The sequence below is a fragment of the Bartonella sp. CE47NXGY genome (assembly GCF_042195415.1).
GTDB lineage: Bacteria > Pseudomonadota > Alphaproteobacteria > Rhizobiales > Rhizobiaceae > Bartonella.
Window position 1 is genome coordinate 104,811 of sequence record NZ_JBHIOI010000001.1, and the last position, 16,857, is coordinate 121,667.

14 protein-coding genes and 2 pseudogenes are annotated in these 16,857 nt (G+C 37.2%); 6 read left to right on the forward strand and 10 right to left on the reverse strand.

Annotated elements, in window-relative coordinates; translation table 11 throughout:
• Window positions 1-391: 391 nt before the first annotated feature.
• The 3 genes from pgeF to lgt all read right to left on the reverse strand — a co-directional run bounded on the left by pgeF (window position 392) and on the right by lgt (window position 3,218).
• Window positions 392-1,183: a peptidoglycan editing factor PgeF gene (gene pgeF / locus ACFIL3_RS00455; protein ID WP_375612980.1), complete on the reverse strand. Its 792-nt coding sequence runs from the start codon at window positions 1,181-1,183 to the stop codon at window positions 392-394.
• A gap of 102 nt (window positions 1,184-1,285) precedes the next feature.
• Window positions 1,286-2,365: a class I SAM-dependent methyltransferase gene (locus tag ACFIL3_RS00460; RefSeq protein ID WP_375620698.1), complete on the reverse strand. Its 1,080-nt coding sequence runs from the start codon at window positions 2,363-2,365 to the stop codon at window positions 1,286-1,288.
• Window positions 2,340-3,218, reverse strand: coding sequence for a prolipoprotein diacylglyceryl transferase (gene lgt, locus ACFIL3_RS00465; RefSeq protein ID WP_375628181.1), 879 nt, complete (start codon window positions 3,216-3,218; stop codon window positions 2,340-2,342). The genes ACFIL3_RS00460 and lgt overlap by 26 nt, the downstream gene beginning before the upstream one ends.
• Window positions 3,219-3,523: 305 nt before the next feature.
• Here lgt and ACFIL3_RS00470 point away from each other — a divergent pair, with 305 nt between their 5' ends.
• Entirely contained in the window at window positions 3,524-3,769 is a 246-nt protein-coding gene (locus ACFIL3_RS00470) for an accessory factor UbiK family protein (RefSeq protein ID WP_273791228.1), read from the forward strand.
• A gap of 405 nt (window positions 3,770-4,174) precedes the next feature.
• Complete coding sequence (locus ACFIL3_RS00475; RefSeq protein WP_273724125.1) at window positions 4,175-4,675, forward strand: YbjN domain-containing protein; 501 nt, start codon at window positions 4,175-4,177, stop codon at window positions 4,673-4,675.
• A 45-nt stretch (window positions 4,676-4,720) separates the two neighbouring features.
• On the opposite strand, the gene ACFIL3_RS00480 is transcribed toward ACFIL3_RS00475, so the two are convergent.
• The gene (locus ACFIL3_RS00480; protein ID WP_375611185.1) at window positions 4,721-6,061 is read right to left on the reverse strand and encodes an ATP-binding protein; all 1,341 of its coding nucleotides are present in this window, start codon (window positions 6,059-6,061) and stop codon (window positions 4,721-4,723) included.
• Between the two features lie 8 nt (window positions 6,062-6,069).
• A complete protein-coding gene (locus ACFIL3_RS00485; protein ID WP_375638076.1) occupies window positions 6,070-6,774 on the reverse strand; it encodes a response regulator in 705 nt (234 codons plus the stop codon).
• Between the two features lie 144 nt (window positions 6,775-6,918).
• Between ACFIL3_RS00485 and ACFIL3_RS00490 the strand changes: the two genes are divergently transcribed.
• Complete coding sequence (locus ACFIL3_RS00490) at window positions 6,919-7,569, forward strand: MBL fold metallo-hydrolase (RefSeq protein WP_375681751.1); 651 nt, start codon at window positions 6,919-6,921, stop codon at window positions 7,567-7,569.
• A gap of 67 nt (window positions 7,570-7,636) precedes the next feature.
• On the opposite strand, the gene ACFIL3_RS00495 is transcribed toward ACFIL3_RS00490, so the two are convergent.
• Together ACFIL3_RS00495 and ACFIL3_RS00500 are read right to left on the reverse strand one after the other, a co-directional pair.
• The gene (locus ACFIL3_RS00495) at window positions 7,637-8,260 is read right to left on the reverse strand and encodes a BA14K family protein (RefSeq protein WP_375649438.1); all 624 of its coding nucleotides are present in this window, start codon (window positions 8,258-8,260) and stop codon (window positions 7,637-7,639) included.
• A 472-nt stretch (window positions 8,261-8,732) separates the two neighbouring features.
• Window positions 8,733-9,131 (reverse strand): annotated as a pseudogene (locus tag ACFIL3_RS00500) (two-component sensor histidine kinase); the annotation flags it as partial.
• A 4-nt stretch (window positions 9,132-9,135) separates the two neighbouring features.
• Between ACFIL3_RS00500 and ACFIL3_RS00505 the strand changes: the two are divergent.
• Window positions 9,136-9,447, forward strand: a pseudogene (locus tag ACFIL3_RS00505) (MBL fold metallo-hydrolase); the annotation flags it as partial.
• A 67-nt stretch (window positions 9,448-9,514) separates the two neighbouring features.
• Here ACFIL3_RS00505 and ACFIL3_RS00510 read toward each other — a convergent pair.
• The 3 genes from ACFIL3_RS00510 to ACFIL3_RS00520 all read right to left on the reverse strand — a co-directional run bounded on the left by ACFIL3_RS00510 (window position 9,515) and on the right by ACFIL3_RS00520 (window position 13,812).
• Window positions 9,515-10,300 (reverse strand): BA14K family protein, encoded by a 786-nt coding sequence (locus ACFIL3_RS00510; RefSeq protein ID WP_375668216.1) that lies wholly within the window; start codon window positions 10,298-10,300, stop codon window positions 9,515-9,517.
• A 629-nt stretch (window positions 10,301-10,929) separates the two neighbouring features.
• Window positions 10,930-13,239 carry an excinuclease ABC subunit UvrB gene (gene uvrB, locus ACFIL3_RS00515; protein WP_375668215.1) on the reverse strand — a complete coding sequence of 770 codons (2,310 nt, stop codon included), beginning with the start codon at window positions 13,237-13,239 and terminating at the stop codon, window positions 10,930-10,932.
• Between the two features lie 258 nt (window positions 13,240-13,497).
• The gene (locus tag ACFIL3_RS00520; protein WP_375612971.1) at window positions 13,498-13,812 is read right to left on the reverse strand and encodes an SH3 domain-containing protein; all 315 of its coding nucleotides are present in this window, start codon (window positions 13,810-13,812) and stop codon (window positions 13,498-13,500) included.
• 338 nt (window positions 13,813-14,150) lie between these two features.
• Here ACFIL3_RS00520 and greA point away from each other — a divergent pair, with 338 nt between their 5' ends.
• Both greA and ACFIL3_RS00530 read left to right on the forward strand, forming a co-directional pair.
• Window positions 14,151-14,624, forward strand: coding sequence for a transcription elongation factor GreA (gene greA, locus ACFIL3_RS00525; protein WP_007347010.1), 474 nt, complete (start codon window positions 14,151-14,153; stop codon window positions 14,622-14,624).
• A gap of 17 nt (window positions 14,625-14,641) precedes the next feature.
• Entirely contained in the window at window positions 14,642-15,700 is a 1,059-nt protein-coding gene (locus ACFIL3_RS00530; protein ID WP_375668214.1) for a glycosyltransferase family 4 protein, read from the forward strand.
• Window positions 15,701-16,857: the final 1,157 nt, after the last annotated feature.

Here is a 16,857-nt window from a genome sequence, read left to right on the forward strand (position 1 = left end):
AGCCTTACAATTTTATCGATTATTATAAAAGAGCTATGCAGTATGTTTTCTCTTTTTCCAAAAGTTTATTACTTTTAGAGCAAAGTTTTTTCTCCATGCGGCAAAGAAATACATATTGATTAAGCTTTTTGGTTATTACTTTATAAAAATACTTTCAATATGGGGAATGTTTCATATTTAAGATGAATGAAGGGGAGTAATAAAAAGAAGTATCATCTTGCCTTCAATCATTATAACCAAACATTGAAAATGATCATAGCGAAGGCTATCATATTTTATGGGCTGGTAGATAATTTCGTGAAAAAAGCAAAGTACAATGGGGTTTATTTTTCCATTTGGGTAAAAAGTTTAGTTTTGCAGTTTTGGTATTGTTCTCAAGCATAAAAGGGGCTCATCTTTTGTTTTTCAGCATAATAGCAGAAATTTGCCGTCCGTAATCGGGTTCGTTGCGGTGTATTGCACGGCGATAGGAGAAAAAACGCTGTTCATCTTGATAGGTACAAAGCTCTACACAAGAAGCATTAACACCTGCTTCTTTGAGTTGGTTTATAATAAATGCCCATAGATTAAAATAAAAGCGATTTATTTTGTCTGTTTTTAAAAAATATTTTTGGTATTTGCTGTGGTAATCAATAAATTGGTCGTAAAATTCATTTGTTACTTCATAGTGATAAGGGCCAATACAAGGTCCAAGGACTGCTGTTATTGATTGTCTTTTGGCTCCTTGTTTTTCCATAACAGCAATTGTTTTCTCGATAATTCCATTTAAGCTTCCACGCCAGCCAGCATGAGTTGCAGCGATGACTCTAGCTTGTGGATCAGCAAACAGAATGGGTCCGCAATCTGCTGTAAGAACCCCAATAACGAGTTCTGGGGTGGTTGTAACCAGAGCATCAGCTTGAGGAGGTGCACCGATAGTTGCTTGATGAGCTACGACAACGTTACAGGAGTGTATTTGATTAACTGTGACTAAATTTTGCGCTTCAATAGAAAAATAATTGGCAATCAAAAGACGATTCTGTACAATATATTCAAGTTGATCATTTGAACCTTTCCCAACATTAAGACTATGATAAAGATTTTTTGAAACACCACCTTGACGTGTAAAAAATCCATGTTTTATTCCATGGGGGTGTAAAGTAGAAAGATTTTTTGCAAGAATGGGATGAGGGATAGATTTCATAAAAGTTCCTTATGGAGATTATTTAAAGTGAGGATGGAGATGTTCATATTTGTCAATGAATATTTCAGATAATGATGTGCTTATTGACAAAAGCGCCGATCATTAAAATTGGGGAGGTATGGAGATATTTTTATCACTGAAATGTAAAACTTTAAATAATTTTCCCATCTGATCTGGACTAGCGAGCCGTTCGATGTCTTGGCGGATTTTGTCTTGCAAAGGAGCACTTTTGCCAACTCCAAGCTGGTTTGCGCGCTCCAGTAGCCCCATTTTAAAAAGAAATTCTCCTTGCTCTAAGATTTCAGCAAAACAGCCCTGTTCAAGAGCTATGTTTTTTAAAAAAGAAAAATCAACATGGGATGTTAAATCATGTTCACCAGGGGCATCAAAAACATCACGAAATCTATGTTTTGAGAGTGCTTGCAAGGTATCGCCAAAGGCAAGCTCACAAGCACCATAGTCGATAAGTAAAGCAGAACCTGTCACTTGCACTAAATGGTGGCTGATTTGTTGCATGAATTGATGCCGTAAGGGGGCATGTTCAAAAATTGTTCCGTCAGGCACTTTAGAACAATAGGTTTGTAGACAAGAAGAGGGAAGTTTATGCGGGGCAGCAATAAAGATGAAATCTCCATTTTGATTGACTGTAATGCGGCGCTCTTTCCATTCTCCATTGACTTTAATATATTGGTTGATAGGGAGTGTATCGAGAAATTCATTAGCAATGAGGAAGAGAGGATTTGAAGGAATTTGATTAAAATTTTCAATGCTATGGATTTGTTTTTGATAAGAGAAAAGGCGCTTTTTTTGTTCTTTTGCAAGTTTTTTGCTTATTTCGATCAGAAAAATTTCAGCAGCATTAAATGCCGTTTGAGAGAGCTTTTGGATAGTTCGCAAAATGTCATCCATCAAAGTTCCTCGTCCTGGACCTATTTCAGCGAGAATAAAAGGGTGAGGGCACCCTTGAGCTTTCCAGCTTGCAAGAGTCCAAATGCCAATCATCTCTCCAAATAATTGGCTTATTTCAGGTGCTGTAATGAAATCACCAGCATGTCCAAAAGGGGTTTGTGTGTGATAATAACCAAATTGGGGATCGGTGAGTGCCAACGTCATATATTGGCTAACAGTGATTGGTCCATTAAGGACAATAATTTCTTTAATTTTTTCTTTGAGATTGGCCATTTTCTGTCGGTTTATATTTAAAGGCGTGGAGAAGAAGATAAAACCCTACAAGAAGCATGGGAAGAGATAAAGCCATGCCATAGGTAAAACCAGTAGAATGGAAAAGAGTCGAAAACCATTCTGGATCTTCTTGAGGCGCACGGTAAATTTCAGAAATGCTGCGTGTTACTGCGTAGCCTATAATAAATGTTCCTGATACAGTACCGGGACGTTTTAATGCTTTGAACCCAAAAATAAGAAGACACAGGATGATGAAGAGAAGAAATCCTTCCATAAATGCTTCGTAAAGCTGGCTTGGATGGCGCGGTAAATAGTAAGGATCGAGAGGAAAACAAACAGCCCAAGGACGTGTAGTAATATTACCCCATAATTCTTGGTTAATGAAGTTGCAGATTCGTACAATGCCGATACCAATAGGAGCACCTGCAGCAATGATATCAAACATGGCTCGTATGTTAATACGATTTTTACGGGCAAACCAGATCATAGCAATGATAATACCAATAAGTCCGCCATGAAAGGACATTCCCCCATCCCATACGGCAATAATAGCACTTGGATGGTTAAAATAGTAAATGGGATCCCATACAAGAACTTGTCCTAAACGCCCTCCGACAACAACACTTATGGCAGACCAGACAACAAAATCTCCGATTTTTTCTTTATCCATAGGAGGATAGTTTCTATACCATAGAGATGTTTTTTTTAATAATTTTTGCGCATACCACCAAGCAAAAAGAATACCCAGCACGTAACCAAGTCCATACCAATGAAGTGTTATGGGACCTAGCTGGATAATAACAGGATCAAGAAAAGACGGAAAAGCAATGGTTGGACAAGACAAATTGTTCATGAGTTAAGCATCTTACATTATACGAGATGAATATGAAGTGACTCTGATGGTCAGAAATGACAGATGAATACACAATGGTCAAGTCAGTAGGGAGGCTAGTCAGAAAGGGAGATAGATTTCCACTGATTTATCGCGGTAAAAAATATGGTGATAAAAGGAATATTAAAAAATCTTAAACAAAATCATTATGAAAAATCTGCACAGTATGTAAAATATAGAGTAAAAGGAACAAATTACAGTATCTAAATGTTATGAGAATACGCTATAATGCGTGCGTCAATAATTAAAATTTAAGGAAAAAGGTTATGCGTAATGGATCAAATCGTATTCTTGATGAATTAGCAAAATTAGCAACGGATGCTGCTGACGTTGCGCAAGGCATACGACGTGAAGCTGGAACAGCTTTTCGTGTGCAGGCTGAAAAGATAGCAAACAAACTTGATCTTGTTTCTCGCGAAGAGTTTGAGACTTTTAAGGAGATGGTGCTGAAAATCCATGCTGATAACGCTGATTTGAAAAGACGCCTTGATGATTTAAAAAAAGATGATTAAAAAAAAAACGCAGACACAAAAAAGTAAAATAGTTTAAAAAAAAGAATCTTCAAAAAAATATCCCCAATTTTTCAATATGATGCGTGAAACTAAAAAATGCTTAATCTTGAGTCTGTTAGAGCGGAGCATTTGTTTATTTTTGATTTTTTTTTGGGTAAAGTACATTTTTTTGAATCAGGGGGGCTGGCGCTATGAAATTGTATCAATACACTGAAAAGACTTGATGATTCGTTTTATGACTATCAGGTTGCCCTAAACAGCGCGATTGTGTTCTGGGTGTTTGTGTACTGTCGATGTTTTTATGTGTATTTGTTTGGTGTAAAGGTTCTGATTGTAGCAAAATATTGTTACAGTTGAGACGGTTTATATTCTGTTGACAATGTTTTAAGATGATTGAGGATTGTGATGAGGCTTGCATTTTGCGCCACAGAAAGAAAAGAGCACCCTGTTGACTTTATCGAACAGATTGCCTGTGAATATGATTGGTCGTTTGAGCGGGATGCACAAGATGAAATTAGCGTTTGTGTGGAAGGAAAACGCGCAAACTATCGTCTTGCTTTTTCATGGATGGAAGAGCATGAAGCACTTCATTTAGCTTGTTCGTTTGATCTCTCTATTAAAAATGCTCGAACAGCTGAAATACAGCGCTTATTGCTAGCAATTAATGAAAAGTTGTTGTTGGGACATTTTGATTACTGGCAAAGGAATAATTCAGTTATTTATCGACAAGGTCTTCTTTTGGCTGGTGGGATGCATCCATCTCATATACAGGTTGAAACATTGTTGATACATGCACTTAAAGCCTGTGAAAGCCATTATGTTGCATTTCAGATGGTTGCTTTGTCGGGAGAAAGTGCTTACAAGGCACTACAGTACACTTTGTTTGAAACTGTAGGGAATGCCTAAAATATACAGTCTGTTATTTTTACAGACGGTTTGCGGAAATATTGCTCATAGGGGGACATCAAGAATAGCGCGCACTCCCCCGAGTGGGCTCTCATCTAATTGTATATTGCCACCATGGCTGCGTGCTATGTCTTGAGCAATAGAAAGACCAAGTCCTGTTCCACTTGCATCTTGATTTCGCGCTTTATCAAGTCGAAAGAATGGCTTAAAAACTTCTGTGCGCATATTTTTATGAATTCCAGGTCCATTATCATCGATTATTAATATAAAAGATTCTTGTTGAGAGTTAGCGGTTAGTTTAACGGTCGTGCCGTAACAAAATGCATTTGATACAAGATTGCTGACCAAGCGTGTAAAAGCACGGGGACGTACTTGTATTTCTGTAGGACCTTCAATAGTGTAAGAAAATTGACGTTTGTGAAGACGAGCATCGGTGGAGAATTTTTGCATAAGAGCATTTAAATCAAAAGTCTTGACACTTTCACTTCCTTCACCACGAGCAAAAGCAAGATAATCTTCTAACATATTTTGCATGTCACTTACATCTTGCTCAAGCGGTTTAATATCAAAGTCAGTATTTACTAATGCCAGCTGAAGTTTAAAGCGTGTAAGAATGGTTCTTAAATCATGACTTACTCCTGAGAGCATCATGGTACGTTGTTCAATTTGGCGTTCAATACGTTCACGCATGCGTAAAAAAGCGATGCCTGCACGTCGGACTTCATCAGCTCCTTGTGGTTGAAATCCTTTTGGTAAAGGACGACCGCGTCCAAAGCTTTCTGCTGCTTCAGCCAATTGTTGAATCGGTTTGATTTGATTGCGTAAAAAGTAAATTGCTATCAGCAATAAAACAAGAGCTGTTCCTACCATCCAGCTTAAAAAAATAGCAGTATTGGAAGCATAGGCTTGGCTGCGTGGAGCAAAGACGCGTAAAATGTTGTGACCAAGGTGGATACGGATTTCAACAAGATCAGAATCTCCTACGGTATCGATCCAGAAGGGACGGTTAATTTGGCGGGTGATTTCTTCACTTAAAAAATAGTCAAGAATTGCAAAAAATGGCTTAGGTCCTGGAGGGGGTAAGGAGGTAGGAGATAGAATAGAAATATTTAATCCCATACGTTGTTGTGCAATACGCTTGATATCTTCATAGTTATCTTGTTGGGGATATGTTTCAAGAATATCAATAATGGCTGAAATATCATGCACGACAGCCGTTGAAAGACGCTCCGTTACCATTTGCCAATGGCGTTCCATAAAGACATAAGCAATCACCGTTTGCAGAAGCACCATGGGAGCAATGATAATGATCAAAGAGCGAGCATAAAGCCGTTTAGGCATTTTTTTCGTTAACCATCGAAGAAAAAATCTTAAAGGTTTGATCATTCTTGTGCCTATTCAATAGAGAGTTTATACCCTATTCCTCGCACGGTTTGGAGCCATATAGGCAGTGCTGGGTTTTTTTCGATCTTACGACGAAGGCGGTTGATCTGCACATCAATGGCACGTTCACTTATATTGCTGTCATCGGTCGCGAATTTATGGCGCGGAATTGTATCGCCTGCATTTTCGGCAAACATGACCATCATTTCTTGTTCTTTATCTGTTAATTTAATAATTTCTCCTCCTTTTTTGAGTTCGCGTCGTGAAATTGAAAATATATAAGGACCAAAAACTATTTGCTCAATTTTAGGTTGGTGAGGGGGAAAACCACGTCGTAAAATGGCGTTGATGCGAAGGAGAAGTTCACGAGGGTCAAACGGCTTAGCCAGATAATCATCTGCCCCTGCTTCTAATCCACGGATACGATTGTCTATTTCTGATAAAGCTGTTAACATAAAGATAGGGACATCTTTTGTTTGGCGGAGTGAATGAGTGAGATCAATACCGTTTTCGCCAGGCATCATGACATCAACAATAAGAAGATCAAAATCTAAACTTACTAACAGTCGTCTTGCTTCATTCGCATTAGCTGAAACTGAAACACGAAATCCATTTTTAATGAGAAACTGAAATAAAAGATTGCGAATACGTGTATCGTCATCAATCACAAGAAGGTGAGGGGCATCGTCACACAAAACTTGAACGTGATTGCTCATTCTTAAAAAAACCTTGATAAAAATTTAGTTTACACAAAATGCAAGTTTACATAAGTTGTATAAAGCTGTCGAGCAGCACCTTTACCTTAAAGGAAAGAAAGTTTTATTTATAAATTTAAAAAAGTTATTTTTGAAAAGGATATTATGGGTAGTCTTAATATACATATTATTCCAGTTACGACATTCCAACAAAATTGCACTTTGCTTTTTGATAGTGAATGTAAAACGGGGGTTCTCGTTGATCCTGGTGGTGATTGGCCACGAATTCAAGACGTAATCGAAAAGAATGGTGTTATCGTTGAGGCTATTTGGATAACACATGGTCATTTTGATCATGTAGGAGCAGCAATGCAAGTGAAAGAAGCGCTTAATGTAAAAATTATCGGTTCACATCGCGATGATAAGCCTGTGATGGATGCCGTGAGCGAAAGCGCAAAAAATTATGGCATCACTGATGCTTGCATCTGTATTCCTGACCAATGGTTAGAAGATGGTGAGTGCGTTCATTTTGCTGGACATGTGTTTAAGGTTTTTCACACCCCAGGACATTCCCCTGGTCATGTTATTTATTTCAATGAAAAAGAGCGCTTAGCCCTCTTGGGTGATGTTCTCTTTCGTGGTTCTATTGGACGTACGGACTTCCCCTTCTGTTCTTATGAAAAATTGATACAATCTCTTCGAGAAAAAGTTTTACCCTTAGGCGATGATGTTTGTTTTATCTGTGGGCATGGTCCCAAAAGTAGCATAGGCTATGAGCGCCAAAATAATCCTTTTCTTCAAGATTTTAATATATGAGCAAATAAAAAACGCTTTGAAGCGTTTTTTTTGCCATTTAAGACTTTTTAGTAGGGCAGAACAGAAGTTAATTTATTGGGGCATAACAAACGTGTTCCAAACCATTACGGTCTCGGAAAGTTCCTGTTTTAGGGTTGAAAGAACGGTATTTTTTCTTGCAATAGTTAAGCCAATCAGATTCTAATGATTGTTGTACTGGCTCATATTCCACCGTTTGCGGAGCTTCATAAATTATCTGTTCTTGTGGAACCTGTTGATATACAATTTGATGCTGTGGTGCGGTTTGATAAACAACTTGTGGCTGTTCTGATTTTTTAAAAATTTTGCCGAGAAGTGCACCTGCTGCAAGAGCAAGAATGCCCATTGCTAAAGCTTCTCCTGAGTTATTTATATTAATACTACTGTGTTTTGTCTTTTTGCGCTCGACATAATGATATGTCTTGTGTTCAACATGATGGTGTTGTTGTGCTCCCCATTTATGGCTAACATAATGACGCGTGTGGGGGTTATCAAAAGAGTGATGTTCACTATGAGAAAAATGGGAGCTAAAATTGTGAGACGGTAAACCAGCCTCCCTTCTCATGTCATAGTTATGATACCATGCCATATCTGCAAGCGTTGGATTTAATGGCATCAAAACGGTTGCAGTAGACATTGCTGATAATACCGCTAATCTGAAGAGTTTTTTCATAATGATGCTCCTTGTGTCAATTCGTATTTTTCACATCCTACACGTTTCAAACTGAATAGAGACTGAACAATTTTGGACTTTATTGTGACAAAAAAACAAAAATTCATTTAGTTAAAACTATTATCAATACAGTAAAATAAAATCATGACAGAATTTTGATTTCAATTAATGTACTCTTCTTAAGATTAATTAAGCAGCTTGTATTTAGAGCACCAGATTTTTTACTATTGGTTATAAATTATTTATTGATGAGTAATTTTTTATTGCTTGATACAATATGAATTGAACAATAGGTGTATGAACAAAAGTTATCGTTTTTTATTATAGGCTTATGGTGCTAAGATAGAACCTTATTTGTGTGATTGAATACAGTCCTGTTTGACCACTCTCTTGTGAGGCTAAATATTGAGTTCGATATCATATTATAACTGTATAAATATAATATATTGCGGGAACTTTTTTTGATATATGGGAAACATTCTTGTTGGGATATGGCTGTTAGTTTGACAGTATTGGCATAACAAAATGCATTTGACACAAGATTGCTGATGAGACGCCTGAAGGCACGTGGGCGTGCTTGTATTGGTGTAGGGCTTTCAATGGTGTAGGAAAATTGACGTTTGTGAAGATGCACATCGGTAGAGAATTTTTGCATAAGAGCATTTAAATCAAAAGTTTTAACACACTCACTTTCTTCACTACGGGCAAAAGCAAGGTAATCTTCTAACATGTTTTGCGTGTCGCTCACATCTTGTTCAAGCAGCTTGATATCAAAGTCAGTATTTGCTAACGCTTGCTGAAGTTTAAAACGGGTGAGAATGGTTCTTAAATCATGGCTTACACCCGAAAGCATCGTGGTGCGTTGTTCGATATAGTTAGAAGATGGTGAGTGTGTGTATTTTGCTGGACATGAGTTTAGGGTTTTACATACACTGGGGCATTCCCCTGGTCATGTTATTTATTTCAATGAAAAAGAGCGCTTAGCCCTCTTGGGTGATGTTCTCTTTCGTGGTTCTATTGGACGTACGGACTTCCCCTTCTGTTCTTATGAAAAATTGATACAATCTCTTCGAGAAAAAGTTTTACCCTTAGGCGATGATGTTTGTTTTATCTGTGGGCATGGTCCCAAAAGTAGCATAGGCTATGAGCGCCAAAATAATCCTTTTCTTCAAGATTTTAATATATGAGCAAATAAAAAACGCTTTGAAGCGTTTTTTTTGCCATTTAAGACTTTTTAGTAGGGCAGAACAGAAGTTAATTTATTGGGGCATAACAAACGTGTTCCAAACCATTACGGTCTCGGAAAGTTCCTGTTTTAGGGTTGAAAGAACGGTATTTTTTCTTGCAATAGTTAAGCCAATCAGATTCTAATGATTGCTGGAGTGGCTCATATGCCACCGTTTGCTGCACTTGATAAACTCTTTGATTTTGCGGAACTTTTTGATAAATTACCTGATTTTGTGGTACTATTTGATAAACCACTTGTGGCTGTTCTGGTTTTTTTAAAATTGTACCAAGAATCGTACCTGTTGCAAGACCAAGAATACCCACCGCTAAAGCATCTCCTGAGTTATCTATATGAATATTACTGTGTTTTGTCTTTTTGCGCTCGACGTAATGATATGTTTTGTTTTCAACATGATGATAATGGTGGTGGTGGTGATGATGGTGTTGTTGTTGTTCCGTCTTACTATGTTTGGCTACAGACCTTTCATGTTTGGCTTTAAATCTTCTCTTGTCGTCATCAGAACTCTTGTGGAAATCATCAACAAACTTTTGGAAATCATCAGATAAAAAGCTACGTTTTTTATCAGAACAATGGGAGCGAGAAAAACCGCAAGGCAGAATATCAGCTTTCTTCCTCATTTCCCTTATCGCATCATCTGTTTCTTTACGCATCTTCCTCATCATATCATCTATTTCTCTCGAGATAGAGTCACTACGATTCCATGCCATATCCGCAAGCGTTGCATTTAGCGGCATCAAAACGGTCACAGTTGACATTGCTGATAATACCGCTAACCTGATCACTTTTTTCATAATGATGCTCCTTGTGTAAATTCGTATTTTTCACATCCTACACGTTTCAAACTGAATAGAGCCTGAACAATTTTGGACTTTATTGTGACAAAAAAATAAAAATTTATTTAGTTAAATCTATCGCGGAGACAGTAAAATGAAATCATAACAGAATTTTGATTTCAATTAATGTACTCTGCTTGAGGTTAATTAATAAGTTTGTATTGAGAGTCCACGATTTTTTACTATGGAATATAAACTCTTTATTTAGGGATAATTTTTTATTGTTTGGTACAATATGAATTGAACAATAGGGATATGAATAAAAGTTATCATTTTTTATCATAGGCTTATGGTGCTATGATAAAGTCTTATTTTACTTTATTTGTATTATAGGACAGTGTCCTATTTGAATATTTTCTTGTAAGGATAAATAATATTGAGTTAGATATCAGAGTATAACTGTATAAAGATAATATATTTTAGAAATTTTTTATAAAATGTTCTCTCTCATGTTGTTTTAGACAAATTGAAGCACCCTTGATGTTGGAGGTTGTCTATTTTTCGGATAACGCTGTTTGCTTTTGAGCTTTCGTCTTTTTTTAGAAGAGCTGAAGATTATTTTATGCGGTTTGAAATTTTTTGCTCCTTCATTGATTGCGTTTTTTTCGTTTTATTGTTGCTTGATTAGGGGTGTTTTTACGAGATTTTCCTTTTTGATTTTCCAAAATACCAGTGTCCATGGTTGGTCCCATGTGTGCAAGGTTTGGTTTGGAGAAAAGACTTGGTTGTAATACGCGCTCATGGGTGGATTGTTCGCTATGATGTGTTAAGGGATTTTCCGCGAGTTCTAGTTCTATCTTTTGTAATTGTTTGATTTCATCGCGAAGGTGTGCTGCTTCTTCAAAATTAAGATCAGCAGCTGCTTCATGCATTAATTTTTCGAGGTGTTTAATATGAGATGCTAAATTGTTGCCAACCATATTTTTTTTCTCGATGACATCAGGGATATTTGTACGAATATGGTTGTTTTCATAGCATGAATTGAGAATATCTCCGATATTTTTTTTGATACTTTTCGGTGTGATATGGTGTTCTTCATTATAGGCTATTTGTTTTTGTCGACGTCTTTGTGTCTCCTGTAAGGCTCGTTTTATGGAACCAGTGATCGTATCTGCATAGAGGATAACACGGCCATCTACGTTACGTGCAGCACGTCCGATTGTTTGTATGAGGGAAGTTTCAGAGCGCAAAAAGCCCTCTTTATCGGCATCTAGAATGGCAACAAAACCACATTCTGGAATATCTAAGCCTTCTCGGAGCAAGTTGATACCGATGAGGACATCAAAGGTGCCAAGCCGAAGATCGCGTAGAATTTCAATGCGTTCTAATGTATCAATGTCGGAATGCATATAGCGTACACGAATACCTTGTTCGTGGAGATATTCCGTTAAATCTTCGGCCATACGCTTGGTTAGGACGGTCACTAGTGTGCGGTAGCCTTTTTGAATTGTTTTACGAATTTCATTCACAACATCATCGACTTGATTTTTGGCTGGACGAACCTCTGTTGGTGGGTCAACAAGCCCTGTGGGGCGAATAACTTGTTCTGCAAAAGTACCGTGAGATTGTTCTATTTCCCACCGTCCAGGTGTTGCGGAGACAGCAATCGTTTGTGGGCGCATAGCATCCCATTCTTCAAAGCGCAAAGGACGGTTATCCATACAAGAAGGGAGGCGAAAACCATATTCTGCTAAGGTTGCTTTTCTGCGAAAATCACCTCGGTACATACCACCAATTTGGGGAATGGTTACATGGCTTTCATCGATAAAAACAAGAGAATTGAGTGGAATATATTCGAATAAAGTTGGGGGTGGTTCACCGGGATTTCGTCCTGTTAAATAACGTGAATAATTTTCAATTCCTGGACATGAACCGGTGGTTTCCAACATTTCCAAATCAAAAACTGTACGTTGTTCTAAACGTTGTGCTTCTAAAAGACGTCCAGCTTCGTTCAACTCATCGAGGCGTTGAACGAGTTCCATTTTGATAGATTTCATCGCTTGGTTAAGTGTTGGGCGTGGTATTACGTAGTGTGAGTTGGCATAAATTTTAATTGATTGAAGATCGCCTGTTTTTTGTCCGGTGAGAGGATCAAATTCCGTAATTGTTTCCACTTCATCGCCAAAGAGCGAAATACGCCAAGCACGATCTTCGAGGTGGGCAGGGAAAATTTCGATTGTATCCCCTCGTACACGAAAGGAACCACGAACGAAGTTGATATCTTGTCGATAATACTGTTGAGAGACTAAATCAGCCAAGAGTTTTCGTTGATTGAGTTTGTCCCCTTTTTCTATTTCGAAGGTCATGGCCGTATAGGTTTCTACGGAACCAATTCCGTAGATGCAGGAGACAGATGCGACGATAATAACATCATCACGCTCTAAGACAGCGCGTGTTGCAGCATGGCGCATACGGTCGATTTGTTCATTAATTGAGGATTCCTTTTCAATATAAGTGTCTGAGCGTGCAACATAGGCTTCTGGTTGATAATAGTCATAATAGGAAACAAAATATTCGACGGCATTATGGGGAAAAAAACTTTTAAATTCCCCATAAAGCTGCGCTGCTAGAGTTTTATTGGGAGCTAAAATCAGAGCTGGACGCTGTGTTTTTTCAATGATATTGGCCATTGTATAGGTTTTCCCTGAGCCGGTAACACCCAAAAGCACTTGTGTACGTTCATTTTTTTGAATTCCCTCAACCAGAGTTTTAATGGCTTGAGGTTGATCTCCCGCTGGTTTAAAAGATGTTTCGAGTTGAAATGGAATACCACCTTCAGATTTTTCAGGACGAATGGGGCGGTGAGGTGTCCATAATGCACCATTCTTAAAAAGAGGATTACCTGAAGCAATAAGAGCAGAAAGAGCTTCTACTGTTGCAGTAACACCATTTTTCATTGTTGTATCCTTTGATAGAAAAGTGCTGGTGATTTTAAAGAAAATACTAATTTTTACAAATTTATTACGACAACAGCAAAACGTTATTGAACAGATTTGTTTTGGTTTATTGGAGCCTTCATTAGGATATTGATCAAGTTTTTTATGAGACAAATTCTTCGAAGTATTTCTTTGGAAGGAGCATATTTGTGGTTGTTCGTGAACACTATTGTATTTTTGCCATGATGATATTCAAGAGGGCATAAGTTATTATGGCTGTTATGGAGAATAATCGGTACGTTTGGGCATTAAAGACATTGTATATGTGTGATAAAGATCATTTCCATCTTTAAATGAAAGATAACGAGATGACACCCAACCTATTTGAGTGTTATATCGGATATGGCACCAATTTCCTTCACAGTTTTTAACAAAAACTAATTCTCCAGCAGAGATTAAGCCGCAAAGTGCATATTGAGTGCTGGGACCTGTTCTAAAATTAAGATTTCTCGTAACAAAAGCATCTGCTGCCTCTGATATTGTTGTGGCTAAAAAGAAAGAGCCAAACATAAAAAAAATGACGATTTTTTTCATTTTTCTGTAAAGAATTTCTTTAGAGATTTTCTATCCTTCTCTCTTCATATTCTATATAATTTCTTTTACTAGATTATGATAAAACAGAAAAAAATACAATTCTTTCTTCTTTAGGACACTTTAAAGAGAAGAGTGAAGTTTAACGTTTTAAACACCAAAATGAGATGTTTTAATCACTATTTGTGCATGTTTTGTTTCCTTTATTTATTTTTATATGGAAAACAGCGATACTGTACTATATAATAAAAAAGATCGTAGTTTTCGGATTCCAAAAGTAATTTTGGAAGCCGTTTTTTGTATTTTTATTAAACCTTCCGTGTAATAGAAAGGGACGGATTATGGAAAAAGTTCCGATGACTACAGCTGGTTTTGAGAGTCTTAAAGAAGAGTTGCGTTGGCGTCAACAACAGGAGCGTCCGCGAATTATTGAAGCAATTTCTGAGGCGCGTGCGCATGGTGATTTATCTGAAAATGCTGAGTATCATGCAGCTAAAGAAGCACAAAGTCATAATGAGGGGCGTATAAATGAGCTTGAAGATTATATCGCACGAGCAGAAGTTATAGATGTCTCGCGTCTTTCAGGTGACAAAATAAAATTTGGTGCAACCATTAAACTCTTGGATGAGGATACTGAGGAAAAAAAAGTGTATCAGATCGTAGGGGATCAAGAAGCTGATGTAAAGGTTGGTAAAATCTCTATTTCTTCGCCTATCGCACGTGCACTTATTGGCAAGCAAGAAGGTGATGTGATTGAGGTGAATGCACCAGGTGGTGCGCATAATTACGAGATCATTAAGGTTCAGTACATCTAAATAACATATGGATTATTATGCGTGTATCTTTGGACGAAACTGAAATTATTGCGCCTCACTTTAAAAGGCGTTTGTCGGGAGTAACATCTACGATTATTCAGCTTATTCCACTGCAACGCGAACAGGGTGTGCGTATATCCACTTTGGGGTTTGGTTTACCACGAACTTTACCAACTCTTGCCTTTAGGGACCTTTTCGGACTTTGGAAAAGTCCGAAAGGGAAGCCGTTTCGTATTTGGCATGCACGACGCAATATTGAGATGCTTTGTGGGATCTTTTTGCGCGATGTTTTGCGAATGAAGCTGAAACTTATCTTCACATCGGCTTCACAACGTCATCATAAGCCTTTTACCAAATGGTTGATTCGCTGTATGGATAGGGTTATCGCTACCAGTACACGTACGGGCGTCTATTTAGAAGTGCCTCATAAGGTTATTATGCATGGGGTGGATGTGAGGCGTTTTACTCCACCACACACTCTTGATGATTACTTTTCTTCGACAGGATTTCCAGGAAAATATGCGGTAGGATGTTTTGGGCGTCTGCGCTACTCAAAGGGAACAGATTTATTTGTTGATGCCATGATAGCATTATTGCCTGACTATCCTGAATGGACAGCACTTATCGCTGGTCGTACGACAGAGCAATATTATCATTTTGAAAAAGAATTACGCCAAAAGATTGCTAAGGCTGGTCTGGATGATCGCATTATTTTTCTTGGTGAGATTCTGGACATCCCTTTATGGTACCGTCGTTTAACACTTTATGTTGCACCCTCTCGTACAGAAGGTTTCGGTTTAACACCATTAGAAGCAATGGCATCACAGGTTGCGGTTGTAACGAGTGATGCAGGAGCTTATAAAGAATTGGTTGTAGAAGCGACAGGAACAGTTGTAAAAGCAGGAGATGGAGCGGCTTTAACAGCAGCAATTGAACCTTATTTTGCTGATGTAGAAAAAACATTGGCATCCGGAAAGAAAGCTTTAACCCATGTTCGTACGCACTTTCCTTTGGAAAAAGAGGCAAGCAAGATTGAAAGTGTTTACAAAGAACTGTTTGCAGAAAAAAGACTTTGATTATTATATCAAAAATCTTCTTGAGGAATGATAAAAGTATTTTCCTTAAAGGTTTTTCATAGTTATCAAGAAAACAGCTCAATGATATAAATGTTATTTTACAAAATTTATATTGTCTTTAGTAGAACACTATAAGAAGTTCCCAAAATTTTGGATAAAAGATTAAAAATGTATACGCTTGAGAGCGATATGTAGTTTATGATAAAGCATACTAGGAGAGAAGAAAGCTACTTTTATTCATTGATATTTTAGAATAAGAAAATAATGCTTTAACTCAAGTCTGGGGATTTATGCACTATCTTATACGGGGTCGTGCTGATATTGTTGGTTTTGTAAGACTTAAATAGATAGCAAAAAAAACGTTTTCTTGTCTTAAAAAGATAATGATGGTATCTCCATGGATAAAATAGTCGTACATATTTTCAATAAATTCATGATAAGATGGATTTAAGATCAATATATATATATATATGATTTTTATAGATAACTTACCTTTTCAATTTGAATAAGAGCTTTGAGTAGCGTAAGATTTTCTTATGTCAAATCTGTTGATATTAACAATGAGAGCTATCTTCTTGCACATCACAATTGGAAGAAGGCATGTGGTGGATAAAAACTATTGAAGACAGGGTGTAAAGAGATTTCTTATAAATTGTCTGAAATGCAGGCTGTTACGACATTAATAGAAAGAAAATAATATGGTGGTACTAATTTATATCTTATTTTTTGGTACCGACTTGCACCTTATTGTTATTTAAGTAAAAATGATGGTGCCCATTTTATATCTTTCATGAGGGCTGTCGTGAAATGGGGGTGATGAGTATTGTGAGATGTTTTTTACAAGCTTGTGAGTTCGTAATATAATAGCATTTTTTTCTATAAGGGTGTAACTCTATTAAAGAGAAAAAACACTTTTATCAGCAAATATTCATATTTTTTGCATGAGAGATTATTCGTAAAAAAGAATGTTCTATGCGTCCACTTTATTTGATAAAGAAGATCAATAAAGTGAAGTTTTATATGTTATGGCTTTGAAAATATTGGTATTTGATTGTTTTTGTTGAATTATTTTATATCATTGATATGATGTTTTGTATGAAATTTTAGGAAATCTTCAGTAGATTGGGTGAGGAGTGAATATTATGACGCATACTGTT

Excerpts from the sequence above, each read along its gene's own strand:
- pgeF (WP_375612980.1), bottom strand. The coding sequence starts at position 1,183 with ATGAAATCTATCCCTCATCCCATTCTTGCAAAAAATCTTTCTACTTTA.
- ACFIL3_RS00460 (WP_375620698.1), bottom strand. The coding sequence starts at position 2,365 with ATGGCCAATCTCAAAGAAAAAATTAAAGAAATTATTGTCCTTAATGGA.
- lgt (WP_375628181.1), bottom strand. The coding sequence starts at position 3,218 with ATGAACAATTTGTCTTGTCCAACCATTGCTTTTCCGTCTTTTCTTGAT.
- ACFIL3_RS00470 (WP_273791228.1), top strand. The coding sequence starts at position 3,524 with ATGCGTAATGGATCAAATCGTATTCTTGATGAATTAGCAAAATTAGCA.
- ACFIL3_RS00475 (WP_273724125.1), top strand. The coding sequence starts at position 4,175 with ATGAGGCTTGCATTTTGCGCCACAGAAAGAAAAGAGCACCCTGTTGAC.
- ACFIL3_RS00480 (WP_375611185.1), bottom strand. The coding sequence starts at position 6,061 with ATGATCAAACCTTTAAGATTTTTTCTTCGATGGTTAACGAAAAAAATG.
- ACFIL3_RS00485 (WP_375638076.1), bottom strand. The coding sequence starts at position 6,774 with ATGAGCAATCACGTTCAAGTTTTGTGTGACGATGCCCCTCACCTTCTT.
- ACFIL3_RS00490 (WP_375681751.1), top strand. The coding sequence starts at position 6,919 with ATGGGTAGTCTTAATATACATATTATTCCAGTTACGACATTCCAACAA.
- ACFIL3_RS00495 (WP_375649438.1), bottom strand. The coding sequence starts at position 8,260 with ATGAAAAAACTCTTCAGATTAGCGGTATTATCAGCAATGTCTACTGCA.
- ACFIL3_RS00510 (WP_375668216.1), bottom strand. The coding sequence starts at position 10,300 with ATGAAAAAAGTGATCAGGTTAGCGGTATTATCAGCAATGTCAACTGTG.
- uvrB (WP_375668215.1), bottom strand. The coding sequence starts at position 13,239 with ATGAAAAATGGTGTTACTGCAACAGTAGAAGCTCTTTCTGCTCTTATT.
- ACFIL3_RS00520 (WP_375612971.1), bottom strand. The coding sequence starts at position 13,812 with ATGAAAAAAATCGTCATTTTTTTTATGTTTGGCTCTTTCTTTTTAGCC.
- greA (WP_007347010.1), top strand. The coding sequence starts at position 14,151 with ATGGAAAAAGTTCCGATGACTACAGCTGGTTTTGAGAGTCTTAAAGAA.
- ACFIL3_RS00530 (WP_375668214.1), top strand. The coding sequence starts at position 14,642 with ATGCGTGTATCTTTGGACGAAACTGAAATTATTGCGCCTCACTTTAAA.